The organism is Luteimonas sp. A482, assembly GCF_054072655.1.
In genome coordinates this window covers 300,960-318,408 of sequence record NZ_JBSVRO010000002.1, presented here as the reverse complement: position 1 = coordinate 318,408, position 17,449 = coordinate 300,960, and the positions used below count along the sequence as shown (strand labels likewise).

General features: G+C 66.9%; 14 protein-coding genes. 2 read left to right on the top strand and 12 right to left on the bottom strand.

From position 1 onward, the window contains the following. Window positions 1–63: 63 nt before the first annotated feature. Genes ACW5DW_RS10070 through ACW5DW_RS10045 form a run of 6 tightly spaced genes read right to left on the bottom strand, consistent with a single transcriptional unit; the run spans window position 64 to window position 7,597 of the window. The gene (locus ACW5DW_RS10070) at window positions 64–507 is read right to left on the bottom strand and encodes a type IV pilin protein (protein ID WP_457018709.1); all 444 of its coding nucleotides are present in this window, start codon (window positions 505–507) and stop codon (window positions 64–66) included. After that, entirely contained in the window at window positions 497–4,825 is a 4,329-nt protein-coding gene (locus tag ACW5DW_RS10065) for a pilus assembly protein (RefSeq protein ID WP_457018708.1), read from the bottom strand. Before ACW5DW_RS10065 ends, ACW5DW_RS10070 begins: the two co-directional genes overlap by 11 nt. Before the next feature lie 36 nt (window positions 4,826–4,861). Further along, window positions 4,862–5,512 (bottom strand): pilus assembly PilX family protein, encoded by a 651-nt coding sequence (locus tag ACW5DW_RS10060; protein WP_457018707.1) that lies wholly within the window; start codon window positions 5,510–5,512, stop codon window positions 4,862–4,864. Then, a complete protein-coding gene (locus tag ACW5DW_RS10055; protein WP_457018706.1) occupies window positions 5,509–6,510 on the bottom strand; it encodes a PilW family protein in 1,002 nt (333 codons plus the stop codon). Before ACW5DW_RS10055 ends, ACW5DW_RS10060 begins: the two co-directional genes overlap by 4 nt. Further along, window positions 6,507–7,052, bottom strand: coding sequence for a type IV pilus modification protein PilV (gene pilV / locus ACW5DW_RS10050; protein WP_457018705.1), 546 nt, complete (start codon window positions 7,050–7,052; stop codon window positions 6,507–6,509). Before pilV ends, ACW5DW_RS10055 begins: the two co-directional genes overlap by 4 nt. 14 nt (window positions 7,053–7,066) lie before the next feature. Then, window positions 7,067–7,597, bottom strand: a complete 531-nt coding sequence (locus ACW5DW_RS10045) for a GspH/FimT family pseudopilin (protein WP_457018704.1) — start codon at window positions 7,595–7,597, stop codon at window positions 7,067–7,069. Between the two features lie 145 nt (window positions 7,598–7,742). On the opposite strand from ACW5DW_RS10045, the gene ACW5DW_RS10040 reads away from it, so the two are divergent. Then, window positions 7,743–8,786 carry a sensor histidine kinase gene (locus ACW5DW_RS10040; protein WP_457018703.1) on the top strand — a complete coding sequence of 348 codons (1,044 nt, stop codon included), beginning with the start codon at window positions 7,743–7,745 and terminating at the stop codon, window positions 8,784–8,786. 15 nt (window positions 8,787–8,801) lie between these two features. Here ACW5DW_RS10040 and ppnN read toward each other — a convergent pair whose 3' ends face one another. From ppnN to grxD, 5 genes are all read right to left on the bottom strand, one after another. Continuing rightward, the gene (gene ppnN, locus ACW5DW_RS10035; protein ID WP_457018702.1) at window positions 8,802–10,202 is read right to left on the bottom strand and encodes a nucleotide 5'-monophosphate nucleosidase PpnN; all 1,401 of its coding nucleotides are present in this window, start codon (window positions 10,200–10,202) and stop codon (window positions 8,802–8,804) included. 100 nt (window positions 10,203–10,302) lie between these two features. Further along, window positions 10,303–13,617: a TonB-dependent receptor gene (locus ACW5DW_RS10030; RefSeq protein WP_457018701.1), complete on the bottom strand. Its 3,315-nt coding sequence runs from the start codon at window positions 13,615–13,617 to the stop codon at window positions 10,303–10,305. Window positions 13,618–13,851: 234 nt separating this feature from the next. Continuing rightward, a complete protein-coding gene (locus ACW5DW_RS10025; protein ID WP_457018700.1) occupies window positions 13,852–14,451 on the bottom strand; it encodes a YhgN family NAAT transporter in 600 nt (199 codons plus the stop codon). Next, window positions 14,448–15,164, bottom strand: a complete 717-nt coding sequence (locus ACW5DW_RS10020; RefSeq protein WP_457018699.1) for an SDR family NAD(P)-dependent oxidoreductase — start codon at window positions 15,162–15,164, stop codon at window positions 14,448–14,450. Before ACW5DW_RS10020 ends, ACW5DW_RS10025 begins: the two co-directional genes overlap by 4 nt. Beyond that, on the bottom strand, window positions 15,161–15,481 hold the full coding sequence (gene grxD, locus ACW5DW_RS10015; protein ID WP_457018698.1) for a Grx4 family monothiol glutaredoxin: 321 nt from the start codon (window positions 15,479–15,481) through the stop codon (window positions 15,161–15,163). Before grxD ends, ACW5DW_RS10020 begins: the two co-directional genes overlap by 4 nt. Before the next feature lie 105 nt (window positions 15,482–15,586). On the opposite strand from grxD, the gene ACW5DW_RS10010 reads away from it, so the two are divergent. Then, complete coding sequence (locus ACW5DW_RS10010) at window positions 15,587–16,174, top strand: Fe-Mn family superoxide dismutase (protein ID WP_457018697.1); 588 nt, start codon at window positions 15,587–15,589, stop codon at window positions 16,172–16,174. A 120-nt stretch (window positions 16,175–16,294) separates the two neighbouring features. On the opposite strand, the gene ACW5DW_RS10005 is transcribed toward ACW5DW_RS10010, so the two are convergent. Next, window positions 16,295–17,446 (bottom strand): 5-(carboxyamino)imidazole ribonucleotide synthase, encoded by a 1,152-nt coding sequence (locus tag ACW5DW_RS10005; protein ID WP_457018696.1) that lies wholly within the window; start codon window positions 17,444–17,446, stop codon window positions 16,295–16,297. Window positions 17,447–17,449 lie beyond the last annotated feature (3 nt).

Sequence of the window (17,449 nt, the reverse complement as noted above, 5' to 3'; positions counted from 1 at the left end):
GGGCCGCGGATTCCGCGGCCCTTGTGCTTTGTGGCTACCGGCAACGCCGACAGAACCGGTCCGTTACCAGCATTCGGTCGCGTTGGTTGCCGCACCGCCCTCGGTACGCGTTCCTTGATCGTTGATCGTCAGGGTTCCGCACTTTGGGTCGTCCTGCCGGCCAGTCACTGGCACAGCCTGCAATGTGAACGTCCGCGCCGTCGTCGGGCTAGCCGCGGGAACACTGAACGTGTAGAAGCCGTTGATCTCGGGATCGCAGCCTCCCGGGACGCCTGCTCCCACATAGGTCAGATTCGTCGTGTAGAAGCGCTCCATCAGCTGCGCCTTCTCCTGCAGGCAGGCCGCCGCGGCCGCCCGCCGTGAGTTGATCACGTACTCCCGGTAGTTCGGATACGCGATCGCGGCGAGGATCGCGATGACGCCAACCACGATCATCAGCTCGATCAACGAGAACCCAGCCGCGCGGCCAGAGAACCCACGGCGCGGCATGACCTGATTACTGTGCATTCAACAACTCCCTCCAGGACACGCGCCTGATGTTGGCCGCTCCCGAGCTGGTCTTGATCTGGGAATAGCTGCCGTCGTCCAGGCTCGTGTACATGTACTCGCCGAGGAAGATCGGGTTGTTCGGGCCGCTGTCATAGGCCACGCCGGAGTAAGGCGTTTCAGTGTCGCCGCCGTGGTAATCGCCATCGCTGCCGACGGATCCGTCGCCATCGATATCGAAGAACGGGTTCGACAGCCTGCCGCCGGTGAATGGGTCGATCGCCATGGTGAAGCCCTTGCCCGCGGGCGCGCATGGGTCCGTGGAGTCCGGGAACCGCGTGGTGCCGATCAGGGACATACCCTGGAAGAAGTTGGGCAACACCATGCGTTCGCCGCGCGTCACCGGGTCGCCGCCAGCGGTCGCGGCAGGCGACACGAGATTGATGTACCAGCCGTTCGTGCCCGCGGCGCCGGCCCGCTCGATCACGCGCCCGACACTGTCCTCGGCGGTAATCCTGACAGCGTTCAACGAGGTCTTCGCAACGGTGGATCCACGATCGATGATCCCGTACCAGCTCTGGACGTTCGCGTTGGCGGTTTCGTTGATGTCGGCCATGCTCAGGTATTGGCCGGTACCGAAGAACACCCAGGTGTCCGGCGGGCTGTAGGGGTTGGACGCCACCAGCGGAGCGGCCGTGATCGGCTGCGTCGTGCCCGCGGCGAACAGCCTGGTCGCGGTGCCGCCACTGCGCACATCAAACTTCCAGAGGTTGCCCTCCATGTCACCGGCGTAGACGGAGTCGAAGTAGCCATCCCGCGGCGCGCCTTCGCTCGCCCCGTATGCATCCCAGACATTGACGGCCGACAGCCCATTGTTGCTGCCGATGCCGGTGTCCATCGAACCCTTGTTCACGCCACTGATCGCATCGAGCATGATCAATGCCGACCTTTCCGCCTGGTTGTTGGCCCCGTTGCCCAGGAACACGCGCCAGTCTCCTGCAGCGACGGCCGCGATGATCGGGCGACCCAGGGCGTTGCCCATCAGGGTGCCGATGGCGGCGTCGTCAGAACGCTTTTCCCACAGCAGCGAAGGATTTGTCGGGTCGGTCACGTCCAGGGCGAAGATGCTCTTGCCGCCGCGCCCCATCGTGGCAACGAGGATCGTCTTCCACGTCGTGCCATCCTTCACGTCGGCAACGGTGATCTCGCCGTCCATCGAATAGGCGTGGTCGTACTCGGGATGCCAGTTGGGATACTTGTTCGTCGACACATCGAGCTGGGTGAGGACGGACATCGCTTCGGTCGGCATGAAGGCGAACAGCTCCTTGCCGCCATCGCCCGCGCTGGTCGTGTCCAACGCATCCGGCGCCTGGAAGGCGTGCAGCATGCCGTCGTTGGCGCCGACATAGACCACCGGATCGCGACCGGCCTGCGCCGCCACGAACGTGGCATAGCTGGTGTCGTCGCTGTAGAGGTTGGCGTTGGGCCGCCCCACGTACACCGGCTGCGAGTTGATGATGTCGCCCAGCATGCCGCGCCGGTTGCGGAACTGACGCAGGCTGCCCGTGACCACCGACTGGCGCTCATGCACGCGTTCGCCGAGCACGTAGCGGAGCTGTTCATTGCTGATGGTCGTTGTCGAACTCCATGCAGCGGGGCGCACCACTGTCGGACTCGTCAGGCTGGTGTAGTTGCTCCAGTTGCTGATGAAGTTCGTGAGCGTGCCGCTGCTGTTGAACAGGATCTTGCGCTGCGTGTAGTTCCAGTAACTGGTGCCGCCACCGGCGGCAGCGGTATTGATCTTCGGCTCTCCGGCCGCATGGCCAAGCCAGTCCGATGCATCCCACTTGTTGGTCAGGGTACCGGTGCTGACGTTCACGTCGGCGGCGATCAGTTGCCCGCCCCAGCCGTTGGACACGTACTTGGCCTGGTAAGTGCGCGAACCGGCTTCCAGCCTGGTGGAGTTGGAGGCGAACGAGCCACCGGAGCCGGTGATGTCGTCGGCGATCTTCTGGAATGCCGCATTCAGGCCGTCGATCATCGCCTGGCCGTTGTTCGCCAGGTACATGTTGTTGGGAAGGTGGAAATCGCCGGTGCCGCCCAACCCTGTCTGGGCCTTCGCCGTCTGCGTCGCTGCGGTCCACGCTGCGCGGTTGGTGGTTTCGAACCAGTTGTCGGCCGGACGCGCGGCGTTGCCGTTCTCGTCGTACGACGTCTCCGGGATGGTGAAGCCGCCGTACTTGGTCGCCAGGTAGTACTGGTTGGTCTTCTTTGCCTTGAGGTCGTTCAGCTCGACCACGTCCACCCAGTAGGTGCTGATCGACTGGCCCTTGGCCCGTGCAGGCGTCGTGCTGAGTGTCGTGTTGGGCACGTCCGGACGGATGTCTGTCACGTGCCCCCAGTAAGCCAGCGCCGCCGTCGAGTTCTGGGCACGCGTATCGCGATCCGCAACCACCATGTGGTTCAGCCACGTGTCGACGAAGCCGGTCGCAATGTCGCCGCTGCCAGAATGGTCCTTGCTTTCGTTCTGGGTCGCGGTGTCTCCGATCCCCAGGAACACGTTGGCCTGACACTGGTACAACATGGGATCGCGGTCGGTGCCGACCGTCCGCAAATCGTCGGGATCCGCGTTCCAGCGCGTCACGGCAGTGTTTGCACCCGTGCCATACCAGTTGTCGATCACCGGAAGCCCATCCGCGTACTGGTAGCGGGTGAGATTGGGACTCACACCGGCCAGGTTGCTGTAGGCGGACACGTTGCCGACACCGCGCAGGTAGCGCAGCGCGGTGTGGTACATCTCGCTGAGATTGTCGTACGCCTTCAGCGTCGCCATGCCGGTATTGATCTGGCCAAACCGGTTCAGGTAATTGATGACGCCGCTGTACTGGATCGTGCAGCCGCTTCCGTCAGGAGCGACCGATCCGCTGGCGCAGGCACCGACGCGCGTCGAAGTCGAGCTGCTGTCAGTGCTGTCCGGGTTGTTGATGATCTTGCCCGTCGCCAGGTCCCATTCGGCGTTGTCCACGCCCGAAATGCGGCCCACCCGATCCGGGTACGGCTTCTCGGTGCCGGCGGTTTCCGCTGCCGTCACCGGGCCGATCAGCTTCTGCCGGGCACGCATGACGCCGCCGCGCCGGCTCGAGCCACCGTCCTGGGTGAGGTAGGCGAACAGGCTGTAGCGGGTCTTCTTCGAGTTCTGCTGCAGCAGGCCTTCGGGCTTGTAGTTGCTGCCGTAGCGGGTGCAGAGGCTGCGGGTGTCGAGGCTGCCATCGCAGACTTTTACGCGCATGCTGAGGGCATAGGCCTGGTTGCGGCCGTATGTGGTGTGACGATAACGGGTTGCATTGGTGGGATTGACCCATTGATTCCGGTTGTTGTAGCAACGGCCATTAGAAAGGGTGGGATGGCTGGCCGGGCAGGTCTGGATCGTTGTGGCTTCACAGCCGAACTCACCCACGCCGCAGGCCGTGTCGTTGATGACGGTGGTGGTGTCGGAGTTCGGCAACAGGTTGTACTGCGGGTTGTAGGGGACCGCCGTCACCGCGGTACCTGCGGGAGCCTGTTGCACGTCGCCCGTGACGGGCCGCGCAAGTGCCGCGGGCGCGTTCCATGCCTGCGCACTTCCCATCTCACCGGACGAAGACGGTATGAACCACATTTGGCTGCGCAGACCACCAATGCGCGTTCGCAGCGTGCTGGTCTGGACCGGCGTCGAGTTGCCAGCGTTGCTAGCCAGCCTGCGAAGTGGTGTGTATCCATTCTCCCACCGGTCCGAGTTCGCCTTCTCCAGATACGTGACGTTGTTCATCTCGCTGTAGCCGGCGGCCGGAGTGCCGTCCGCGGGCCGATGCACGCGGTAGCCGCCCGTCAGCGCCAGCCGGAAGGTGTCGATGGCCTGCATCGCGGACCAGTTCAGGAAGTTGCCGCTCCAGAGGCGCTGGGAAGGCGTGCCCCCGGTCTGACCGGCGCAACTGTGACCACTGCTGGTGGCTGAATGCGGATAGAAATACCTGTTCGCCTCGACGACGTCGAAGTGGTAGGCGTAGCAAAGTCCCGAATTGAAGTAACCGGCATAGGCAGTAGCCGATGCATAGTTCGCAGTTCCCTCCGCCACGCCTGGCGCGTTGGCATGCGTCACCACGGTCGGCCATTCCACCGACGGCAGCAGCACCAGGTTGCCCGGAACGCTGTTGGTCACCGTCAGCGGCTTGTTGTCGATCGCAACGCCCGACAGCGCGGAGGTCGAGCTGAACACGGCGAACAGTCCCACAAGGACGGCCACAAGGCGGTGTGCGCCGGTGCGGCCGGGTCGAGCGACCTGCCTGGTCATGCGTTCCATATCGTTCTCCACCACTCTTGTGTCGGATCGCACCGGTTACCGGGCGACCACGTTGCCCTGCAGCACCACCACCGACCGGTCGGCGTTGCCGGCCGGGGCGTGGCTGCGCGCGAAGACGCGATACATCGCTTCCTGGATCACGCCACCGCCGCCGCCGCCGTACTGGATGCTGCCGGCGCTGGCACCGAGCCCCAGGTCATCGGCGCTGTCGCGCAGGCCCATGTACTGGATGTAGTACTGGGGCGCGCCGGCCGAGGTGTCCGTAATGCCCAGCGCGGCGTTGGCAGTGCCCAGACGGTCGTTGGCGTTGAACCAGCAGTCCGTCCCCTTGGTCGCCGCCGCCGTGCAGGTCGTGCCGGCGGTGTACACATTGGCCGGAACCGAACACAGGCTTGCAGTGATGGTGCCGGGGTGTGCCGCGTCGTCGCCGCAGCGCACGCCGACCACCCAGCCCTTGCCGTCGGCCAGCACCGATGCCCGCACCGCGGCTTCTGCTTCGCGCAATGCGGATTCGGCCTGCTGGAAGGCGAGGCTGCGGTCGTACATGTTGGCGCTCATGCGCTCTTCGAGCAGCGTACCGCGCATGACCGCCAGCCCGAGGATGGTCATCACCAGGAGCAGGATCAGCACGATGACGAGGGATACGCCCGACTGGCGTGCGCCGGGATGGGCGACTGGCCTGTTCATAGGGTCCGGTTCCGCAGGTTGACGACGTGATTGACCGTGCGCACAAGCGGCTGGCCGGTGGTGCTGCCCGCGCTGGTGGCTTCGGCCTCGCGCATGGTGAGCGCGATCCGCACCGCGCGGATGGCGTTCCAGTCGGCGGCGGTGGTCAGCGAGGACGCATCGACGTAGCCCGCACTACCCAGGTACTGCACCTGCATGTCCTGCACGCCCGGCACCACCTCTTCCTGGGCGCCATCGTTGACCCGGCGACACAGCGAGTAGCCGTTGGCGGCGACGCCATCCGGGTCGCAGACATACCAGCGCACGCCCTGCAGGCGGCTGACGGTGGAGAACCTCGGGAACAGGTAGGCGGTACCGGCGACGCAGATGCCCGCATTGGGCTGGGGGAAATAGCTGCAGGCGTTGACGCCAGTGCCGAAGGAGACCGCGCCGTTGGCGCCCGTGACGCTGCTGGCAGCGCTGGCCCGGAAGATGCCCAGGACACGCATGTCGCAGACCATGATGACGTCATTGGCGGCGAACTGCGGCTCGCCAGGCGTGTAGGTCACGCTGGTGGCGCCAGTCGCCATGTCGGTGGTGAGCGTCCGCACGTCCTGGTCCATGCGCAGCACCTGGATCGCGTCGGTGGTGGCGACCTGGCCGGTCAACCCACTGCCCTCGAAGCCATGCAGCGGCCGCGTCGAGCCGACGAACCAGTTGCTGGACGTCGGCGTGGACGTCGATGCGTTGGTGATGATGTTGCCCGCCGCCATCTCCGCGTCGCAGGGGCTGCCGCCGGCCTCGCGGATGTCGCGCGCCATCATCTCGAACGCGGCCTGCGAACTCTCCTGGATGCGGCCCAGCCCCTGGGTGGCAGCGAATGCGCGCTTGTTCGACTGGAAGATTCCGATCGCCGCGGCCGAGACCAGCAGGCCGATCAGCATGGCGATCATCAGCTCGATCAGGCCCAGGCCGGACTGCCTGCGCTGCGGGCTGGAAAGACGGATCGAGGCGCTCATATTGCCGCCACCGTGACAACGCGCCGCTGGCTGCTGCCTTCCCGGCCGGCCGCGGTACCGGTGCCGCGGCTGTCGTCCCACTGCACCGTGATCGTGCAGGTCGCACCGTCGATGGTATTGGCCACGCAACTGACGCCTCCGCAGGTGCTGGTATCGGTGGCCGCGTTGGCGGCACTGACCATGGAACTCTTCAAGGATCCCAGCCAGGCGTTGACGTCGGTCCGGGCCGACGTCTGACCCGCGGTCTCGCTTCCACTGGCCGTCGCCGCGGCGCACTGCGGGTTGGTTCCGGGCGTGTTGTAGTAGCCGGCCAGCGCATTGGCCCGGTTGGACCGGACCACGTCGAGGATGGCGTAGCTCTGGATGACCGCCTGGGTGCGCTCGAGCGAGCTTTGCCCGTTGCGCAGGGCCACCGCCTGCATCGCGGCGATGCCAAGCAGGCCGATGCCCATGATGAGCACTGCCACAAGCACTTCGATCAGGCTCATGCCCTGCTGCCTGCGGCGGCACGCCGCCGCCCGACTGCGTCGATTGCGATTCATTGTCGATCCCATTCTCACGGACAAGCGCCCCCTCCGTTCGCCGCGGCCGTGGCGACCCGCCCTGCAACCGTCACACTGACCACCCGTTGATTCTCGGGCGGACTGGCGGTCGGAATGCAGACGGTGATCGCCGCGGCAGTGGCGAAGCCGTTGGGCCGGTAGGTGATGGAGTCCTCGTCGGCAGTGATCTGCACCGGGCTGCGGACCGCTGCGCGCCTGAGGATGCTGTCATCGCTGTCCAGGACCGTCAGCCATTCGGTCCAGGTGCCGTCGCAGGTCGCGCCATCCGAGCTTCCGCACACCGAGACCCGCGCGTTCCTGCGGATCGCCTCGCTGCGCGCGTACTGCAGCGACGCCACCAGCTCGTTGGCGTTGGAGCTCAGGCGATTGGAATTGATCACGGAGGTCAGCGACGGATAGGCAACGACGGCGAGGATCGCGACCACGGCGACGACGACCATCAGTTCGATCAGGCTGAAGCCGGCGCCGCGACGCGGCAGCCCCCTGCCCCTGCGCGGGTCGACCGTTTGCTGGAAGATTGGCATACCACTCCCCATGTGGACGGCATACCCTAGTCCGGGGCACTTCAGGCAACCAGCACTTCCGGGACGAACGGCGCGATCCGGGGCGTGGATGGCCGAAGTGGCTACAGGTCTTCCATCGAGGCATCCGAACGGGCCCCGTCCCTGCATGACTTTTTCCAGCAAGCGCCACGCCACCTCCGCCCCCCTGGACACGCTGTGGCAGGCCGGCACGGTGATCTGGGTCGTCCTGGCTGGCGAGGCGCTCGCGCTCGTGCTGACGCTGGCCCCCGGCGCCACCGACGAGCCGATCGCCTATTTCGGCATGGCATCGCTTGGGGTGCAGTGGGTCTTCCTCACCACGATGGGTCTGCTGTACCTGCTGCGGCGGCGACTGGCTGGCGCCACGCCGGTCGCAGTGGCGCGTGCCGCCCTGGGCGCACTGCTGCTGAGCACCTGGCTGGTGAGCGCGCTGGCGTGGTGGACGCTGCGCGATCTGTGGCCAACGCCGCACGGGGGCTGGCTTGCGTTCGCGCTGCGGCTCACCGCGATCGCGCTGACGGTGGGGCTGCTTGGCCTGGCCGCGTTCCGGGGCCAGTGGCGGGAACGGCAGCTGGCGGTACGCGCCAAGCAGGCCGAGGTCGACGCGCTGCAGGCACGCATCCGCCCGCACTTTCTGTTCAACGCGCTCAACACCGGCATCGCGCTGGTGCACGCGCGGCCGCAGGCGACCGAGCAGTTGCTGCTGGACCTGGCGGACCTGTTCCGCGCGGCGATCTCGGGCCGCGAGCAGGTGCCGCTGGCCGAGGAGCTGGCGTTGACGCAGCGCTATCTGGAGATCGAGCGACTGCGCTTTGCCGACCGGCTGCAGGTGCACTGGGACATCGCGGAGCCGCCCGACGCGCTGGCCGACATCACCATTCCGCCGCTGTCGATCCAGCCGCTGGTCGAGAACGCGATCAAGCACGGGATCGAGCCGAGCCGGAGTGGCGGCCATGTCGCGATCTCGCTGCACAAGACGCCGACATCGATTGCCATCGTCGTTCGTAATTCATTGCCGACGGAGCAGGCGCGGTCTTCCGCCGGGCACGGAATCGGCTTGAACGCGGTGCGATCGCGCATCCAGGTGTTCACCGGCGGACTCGGCGGCGTGGAGGTCCACGCCACCGATGGCGAGCACGTGGCGACGCTCACCCTGCCGAGGCGGGGCTGACGCGGTCGCGAACGATCAGGCCTGCGCCACCACCTCGTAGCACGGCCTGTATTGCCCGGAGATCTTCATGCGCCGCTGTTCGATGAATGCCTGCAACAGCGCATCAAGTGCCTGCATGATGTCCACGTCGCCATGGATCTGGAACGGGCCGTGCTGCTCGACGCGGCGCATGCCTTCTTCCTTGACGTTGCCTGCGACGATGCCGGAAAACGCGCGGCGCAGGTCGGCGGCGAGGTCCTGCGGGCGGCGGCCGTGGCGCAGGTCGAGCGCGGCCATGGCCTCGTGCGTGGGCACGAACGGCTGCTGGCAGTCGAGCGGAACGTCCAGGCCCCAGTTGAAGTAGAACGAGTCCTTCTGCGCGATGCGGTACTCGCGCACGTCTCGGATGCCGGTGCCCATGCGCCGCGCCACTCTCTCGGGGTCGGCGATGATGATCTCGTAACGCCGGGCCGCGGCGTCACCCAGGGCCAGGCGGATGAACTGGTCGATCTGCTCGAAGTACGGCGCGGCCGCGGTCGGGCCGGTGAGGATGAAGGGGAACGGCAGGTCGGCGTTCTCCTCGCGCAGCAGGATGCCGAGCAGGTAGAGGATCTCCTCGGCCGTGCCGACGCCACCGGGAAACACGATGATGCCGTGGCCGAGCCGGACGAACGCCTCCAGGCGCTTCTCGATGTCCGGCATGATCACCAGGTGGTTGACGATCGGGTTGGGCGATTCGGCCGCGATGATGCCCGGCTCGGTGATGCCGATGTAGCGGGTGCGGCGGCGGCGCTGCTTGGCGTGGGCGATGGTGGCGCCCTTCATCGGGCCCTTCATCGCACCCGGGCCGCAGCCGGTGCAGATGTCGAGGCCGCGCAGGCCAAGTTCGTAGCCGACGTTCTTGGTGTACTGGTACTCCTCGCGGCCGATCGAGTGGCCGCCCCAGCACACCACCAGGTTCGGATCGGCCGGCCGCAGGATGCGCGCGTTGCGCAGCAGGCCGAACACGGCGTTGGTGAGGCCGGCGGATGTCTCCAGTTCCGCATCCAGCTCCGGGGCGAGTTCGATCGCGGTCCAGGCCAGGTCGCGCACGACCGCGAACAGCAGCTCGGCCACGCCACGGATGATGTGGCCGTCCACGAAGGCCATCGCTGGCGCGTTGTTCAGCTCGATGCGTACGCCGCGGTCCTGCTGCAGGACCTGGATGTCGAAGCTCGGATACAGCTCCTGCGCGGCGCGCGGATCATCCGAGGCGCTGCCGCTAGTCAGCACCGCCAGCGCGCAGCGGCGCAACAGGTCGTGCATGCCGCCGCTGGACGCGTCCTTGAGCCGCGCGACCTCGTCGCGCGAGAGGATGTCCAGTGCGCCGCTGGGATAGATCCGGGTGCTCACCACCGGCAGGGAAGTGGTTGCCGCTTCGCTTGTGGGCTGTTCCATTCGTGCTCTCTCGTCAGGCTGGCGACTGTAGCGCAGCCGCCCTCGCAAACGGAAACGGCCGGGTTGCCCCGGCCGTTTCGGTGTCGCAGACCGCGGGCGGTCAGAACTTGTAGCGGAAGCCCAGCTGCAGCGACCAGCGCGACTCCCAGTCGGTCCAGACCGGCGAGGTGACGCCATTGCGGTTCGAACTGCTGACCGGATCGCTGTTGAAGTCGTAGATGTAACGACCGGTCGCTGCGTCGACACCCTGGAAGCCCACCGCAACGCGATCGCCGTACGGCGAGTTGTACTGGATGCGGCCCCAGTCCTTGTTGATCAGGTTGCCCACGTTCATCACGTCCAGCCAGATCTCGGACTTGTGGCCCTTGAAGAAGCCTGGCAGTTCCTGGCTGATGCGCAGGTCGAACTGGTTCACCCAGGGATTGCGGAAGGTGTTGCGTTCTGCGACCGCGCCGCCCTGGCGGGCGAGGCCGTTCTCGGCAACCCAGTCGAAGAACGCCGCCTCCATCGCCGCACCACCGGTGAAGATCACCTCACCCACGGTGCCCGGCACGTACAGAAGATCGTTGGTGTAGCCGTCTCCATTCATGTCGTTGGCGAAGCGCCAGCTGTGCGGCGCACCCGAGCGGCCCTCGTAGAACACCGAGAAGATCGTCGCGTAGTCGTCGAAGAACGACTTGCGGAACTGCATGGTGCCGGTGATGCGGTCGCGGATCTCGTAGTTGGAAGTCGCGGCATCGTCGGAGTTGGGGTCGAAGATCGCCTTGTTGGACCAGTTGGAAATCGCTCGCGAACTGGTCAGCGGGTTGACCTCGGTGGCGTTGGTGTAGGTGTAGTGCAGCGACCAGCCCCAGGTGTCGAGCAGAGGCTTGTTCAGTCCGACGGTGAACTGCGCGCTGCGGCCGTTGTCCGTATTGGTCATCAGGATGACGCCGTCACCGGCCCAACCCGTCACGTTCTCGTAGCCGGGGATGGTGTCGGCCAGATCGGCCACGCCGGCGCCGCCGTTTGCGCGCGAGCGGTTCGAGGAGCCCGGTGGCGCATAGACATTCGTGGTGTAGAAAGTCCGGCCATCGTTCTGATCATCGATGTATGTGGGTGCACCCAGGTCCAGGCGCTCGAAGTGCAGGCCCTTGTTGACGCGGGTATACAGCAGCTCCGCGGACGCCACGATGCCGTGCCACGGCAGTTCCTTGTCGAGGGCCAGGTTGGCCTTCCACACCGACGGCTGCTCGAAGTCGCGGTCCATCAGGTTGACCATCATGCCGTAGCCGCTGGCCGGATCCGGCCTGGGCATGTTGTCGACGTCGTCCAGTTGCACCGGCAGCCAGCCGTCGGTCGGATTGCGGTCGTTATAGCCGATCAGGCCGAAACCGGTGTTCTGGTAGGAGTTGCCCACCCACACGTTCGCGGCCGAGCCCTGGAACAGGCCGACACCGCCGCGCAGCTGGGTCGGCAGGTCGCTGTCGAAGGTGTAGTTGAAGCCGAAACGCGGCTGGACCAGCGCGTCGTCCATGTTCTCGCGGTTGTCGTAGCCGTAGTACTCCTGCACCAGCAGGTTGTGCACCGGCACGTCGTCCATGCTCGGCAGGTCGACGCGCAGGCCGAACATCAGGGTCAGGTTGTAGTTGACCGCCCAGCTGTCCTGCACGAACAGGCCGGTGTTGGCGTGCTTGTAGCGCATCGCCACCGAACTGAGGTCGTTGCCCGGCACGGGTGCGTTGAGGTCGTACACCGAGTACTCGCCGTCGCGGAACGCGTCGAGGCCGGCGAACACGTAGGTCCCCCAGATGTTCTGGGCGTACAGGTTGTAGACGTCGTTTTGTTCCCAGTCGAAGCCGAACTTGAGCGTGTGGTCGCCGACGAACCAGGTCGCGGCACCGAAGGCGTTGTCGGTGGTGGTGTTGATCTGGTTGCCGTGGCGGAATTCGTCGGCACCGAAGTTCAGGTACGGCGGGGCAACCAGGCTGGCGCCGTCATCGTCCTGCCCGAACGTGACGACCACCTGCGGGAGGCGCGAGTAGACGGTGCTGAGCGAGTCGTAGGTGCGGCGGCCGACCTTGAACTCGGTGCTGAAGCTGTCCGTCCAGTCACTGAACAGTTGCACGACCGAGGTTTCGACATTCTTGTTGACGTCGTACCAGCGGCTGTTGAGGCCAAGCGCCGGACCCGAAGTCCCGACGTTGTGGCTGTTGTAGTTCATGCTGTTGCTGGAACCGGCCAGGTTCGGTTCCACCTGCTCGAGCTTCGAGAAGCGCGCGGACAGACGGTGGTTGTCGTTGATGTTCCAGTCGATCTTGGCCGCGTATTCCTCGACTTCGTTCTTGATGCTGGGCGGCGATTCCATGCTGCCGATGTCGACGTTGTAGACCTCGCGCGCGATCTGCTGCGCCTCGGCGATCTGCTCATTGGTGACGTTGACCACGGTGTTGGCGCCGGACCCGATTGGACCGAACGAGGAACCGGCGCGGTCGCGGCTGAACTTCTCGTAGTTCACGAAGAAGAACAGCTTGTCCTTGATGAGCGGGCCGCCGAAGGTGGCGCCATAGGTCTGCTCATCGTTGAAGCCGGTGAAATCGGCACCGGACACGGGGTGCTCGCCCCACCAGTCGCCATCGCGGTAGGCGCCGTAGATCGAGCCATGGAACTCGTTGGTGCCCGACTTGGTCACCGCGTCGATCACCGCGCCGGTGGCGCCGGTGATGGTCGTGTCGTAGTTGGAGATGTCGACGTTGATCGCCTCGATGGCGTCCATCGACACCGGCTGGCGCATGGTCGGGAAGTTGTTGGACTCCAGCCCGAAGGTATCGCTGGTGTTGATGCCGTCGATGCGGATGGCGTTGTAGCGCGGATTCTGGCCACCGACGCTGATCTCGCCGCGCGACTTGTCGCTCTGCGCGATGCGCGGATCCATGCGCACATAGTCCTGGATGTTGCGGTTGGCCGACGGCAGCGCCTCGATCTGCTGCTGCGAGATGTTGGTCCCGGTCCCCATCTTGCTGGCGCTGAAGATGTCGGAGCCGCCCGCCACGCCGACGGCCGTGACGGTGCCAAGGGTCGTCACGTCCGCAGCGAGCGATGCGTTGATCGTGTTCACCTGGTTCAGCGCCAGGTACACGTTGTCCTCGGTCCTGGTGCCTTCACCCGACTTGGTGATCGTGATCTCGTACGGGCCACCGACGCGCAGGCCGCGGGCGTTGTAGCGGCCGCTGCCGTCGGTGGTGGCCCGGCTGACCGTGCCCGACTCGACATGGGTAATGACCACTTCCGCGCCCGCGACGGGCTGGCCACCGTTGTCGGTCACCAGGCCGCCGACGCCGGCGGAGGTGCTCTGGGCGAATACGGGCGCTGCGGCGAGCGCAGCGATCAGACCGATCGACAGTTTCGACAGCCGGATGCGGTTGCGGTGGGTCATGTGGTTTGCCTCAATGCGGGGGTGGTCTTGGTGGTGGAAACCGAATGCGCAGCGTGCAAATGCAGCGGCCCGTGAGGCGGGCGTGACGGGGCGTTCGGTTAACTTCAGATTAACACATTAACCGTTGCACATGACAGCAAAAAGACAGTTCTCAAAGACGCGGAAGTGCTTGACCGTGCTCGCTTTGATGGCAGATACGGTGGAGCGGCACCAAGTACTTGTTGCTGCGCAACATCAGCCGGCGACAGGCAGGCGGAGATAGCCGGTCAGCCCGTCCAGCAGCATCTGCACCGAGATCGCCACCAGCAGCATGCCCATCAGCCGCTCGATCGCGGTCAGGGCGCGCGCGCCCACCAGGCGGTACAGCGACGTGGCAGAGAACAGGATCAGTGCCGTTGCCACCCAGGCAAGCAGCAGCGCCAGGCTCCATTCGACCAGGCGCTCGGGCTCCTTGCTGCCCATCAGCATCACCGCGGCCATGCCCGAGGGGCCGGCGACCAGCGGGATCGCCATGGGCACGATGAAGGGCTCGCCGCCGGGGATCTCGCCCATCAGCCCTTCGGGCGGCGGGAAAATCATGCGGATGCCGATCAGGAACAGCACGATGCCGCCTGCGATCGCCACCGCCTCCTGGCGCAGGTGCATCACCTCGAGCGCGTACTTGCCCGCCCACAGGAACAGCATCAGCACGGCCAGCGCGATCAGCAGTTCGCGCGCCAGCACGATGCGCTGGCGCTGCGGCTCGAGCCGGCGCAGCATGCTCAGGAACACCGGGATGTTGCCCAGTGGGTCCAGGATCAGGAACAGCAGCAGGGCGGCCTGGAGGATGGTCACTGCGCATCCGCCGCCGGGGCGAGCAGGTCGACGCAGGCGTCAGCGAAGCCGGCCGGGTCACGCGCCAGGCGGTCGCTGTCGGCGGCATAGGCACGCGCCCGCAGCGGCGTGCGCATCGGGCCTGGACGCAACGCGCGCACCCGCAGCGGCGTGGAGGCGGTTTCGGCATCCAGCATCGCCACCAGTGCCTCCAGCCCGTGCTGGGCGATGCCGTAGCCGCCCCAGTACGCTGGCGCCGCGCAGGGCGCCGGATCGATCACGAACACCACCGTGCCTGCGTCGGAAGCGCGCAGCAGCGGCAGGCAGGCCTGGGTGAGCCACCAGCGAGCGGTCAGGTCGACGTGCATGGCGCGCGCGAAGGCGGCGGGATCGGTGTGCTCGAGCGGCGTCAGGCCGGCGAAGTCGGCGGCGCAATGGACCAGGCCATCGAGGTGGCCGAAGCGGTCGCCGATGCGGGTGGCGAGTTCGGCGTAGTCGTCCGGCGCGGCGCCTTCCAGGTCGAGCGGGTACAGCAGCGCCTGCCCGCCGGCCTTCTCGATGGCGTCGGCCACCTGCTCAAGCTTGCGCGACTTGCGCCCGAGCAGCACCGGCATCGCGCCGGCGGCCACGCAGGCCAGCGCCACGGCACGGCCGAGCCCGCCGTGGCCCCCGGTGACCAACACCGCGCGGCCATCGAGCGGACGGTCCGCGGGCGTCGCGGGCGCCCCGCTCACGTCTTCTGGACTTCCGCAATCATGCGCGCCAGCTCGCCGCTCTCGTGCAGCTCCAGGGTGATGTCGCAGCCACCGATCAGCTCGCCGTGGATGAAAAGCTGCGGGAACGTCGGCCAGTTCGAGAAGCGCGGCAGGTTGGCCCGGATTTCGGGCTCGGCCAGCACGTTGACGGTGTGGATGCCGCTTGCGCCGGCCGCCTTGAGCACCTCGATCGTGCGGCTGGAGAAGCCGCACATCGGGAACTGCGGGGTGCCCTTCATGAACAGCACGACGGGATGGTGTTCGACTTCGGCCTTGATGCGGTCCAGCGGCGTCATCACGCTACTCCTGTGCGGCAGCGCGCGACAGCGGGCCACCGGAATTCGGTTTTGCGTATTGTATGCCGCGCTCCCCTGCTCCGCCGGCCATCCGGACCCGACGCCATGCCGATCGAACCTCGCCCGCTGCCCTGCGACCCTGCCACTTTCGCGCCGCATTTTCCGGCCGAGGCCGTGGAGCGGCACCGGCGCGCGCAACAGGCCGGCGTCGATGCGCTGAACGCGCTGCTGGGCGAAGCCGCCGCCGACCCGGCGCCGGAACTGACCGACCTGGTCCGTGACGCCAGCGGCGCCCTCGCCGCGCACGCCGCACAGGCCTGGGCCGAGGATTTCCATTGGGCGGCGCTGCGGCCGCCCGTCGGCGATGGGCACGATGAACCCGGTGGCCCCTTGGGCGATGCGATCAGCCAGGCCTTCGGCGACGTGAAGCGAATGCGGGAGCGCTTCGCCGAGGCCGCCACGCGCCTGTCCGGGGCAGGCTGGCTGTGGCTGGTACAACGCCGCGACGGGCGCCTGGCGATCCTTGTCGCGCCGCAGTCGACCACGCCGCTGACCGGCAACGACACGCCCCTGCTGGCCTGCTGCCTGTGGCCGCACGCCTACGCACAGAACCAGGCCGACCCGCGCGAACGCTATCTGGCCGCGTTCTGGCAGCTGGTGGACTGGAAGACAGTGGCGACACGGATGCGCTGAGGGGCTGCCGCGGCTCCGGCCCCCACCCCGGCCCTGCCCCGCAAGCGGAGGAGGGCCGGGGTGGGGGCCAGGCAGGCGGCGCGATCCAACCGACAAGGCGCAGTGCTTCTCCGCCGCGCCTCAGCCGTTCTCCGCCCCCAGCGCGCGCAGCACCGGCGCCACCTGCTCCTCACGCCCGAGTGCCGCGCCCACGTTGCGCAGCGCGTGTGCGAGCGCGGCGGTGTCATCGGCGCGCAATGTCGCGTGGCCGACCTTGCGGCCTTCGCGCGGCTGCTTGCCGTAGTCGTGCCAGTGGCCGCCCGGTTCGCGCAGGACCACATCGGCATCGGGCATCGACCCGATCCAGTTCAGCATGCAGGCATGGCCCAGCGACCGGGTCTCGCCCAGCGGCAGCCCCAGCACGGCGCGCAGGTGGTTCTCGAACTGCGAAGTGTCCGCGCCCTCGATCGTCCAGTGCCCCGAGTTGTGCACGCGCGGCGCCATCTCGTTGGCCAGCAGCACGCCGTCGCGGCAGAACAGCTCCAGCGCGAACACGCCCACGTAGTCGAGACGTTCGGCCAGTGCGCGTGCATGCGCGTGCGCCTGCGCGACCAGCCCCGGCTCGCAGTCCGCCGGGGCCAGGCTTGCCGACAGCACCCCATCCACGTGCCAGTTTTCGGTCAGCGGCCAGGTGCGGAATTCGCCATCGCGGCCACGCACCGAGACCACGCTCAGTTCGCGCTCGAAAGGCACGAAGGCCTCGAGGATCAGCCCGACCTTCTGCGCCTGCGTGCCCAGCGCCTGCCAGGCGGCCTCGACATCGTCCAGGGTGCGGATCCGGAACTGGCCCTTGCCGTCATAGCCCAGCCGGCGCGTCTTGAGGATGGCGGGGATGCCGACCTGGGCGACCGCGGCATCGAGGGATTGGCGCGTGTCGACGTCGACGAAGTCGGGCAAGGGGATGCCGAGTTCGCGGAACAGCGTCTTCTCGGCCAGCCGGTCCTGCGCCGTCGCCAGCGCGCGCGGCCCGGGGTGCACCGGCACCCGCTGCGCCAGCCACTCGGCGCTGGCGGCCGGCACGTTCTCGAAATCGAAGGTGGCCACGTCGATGCGCGAGGCGAACTCAGCCAGCGCCACCTCGTCGCGGTAGTCGCCCACCAGCAGCGGCGCGCACTGGCCCGCGCAGGCATCGGCAGCGGTATCCATCATCAGGAAACGCAGGCCCAGCGGCGCACCCGCAAGCGCCAGCATGCGCGCGAGCTGCCCGCCGCCCAGGATGCCGACCGTGGTCATCGA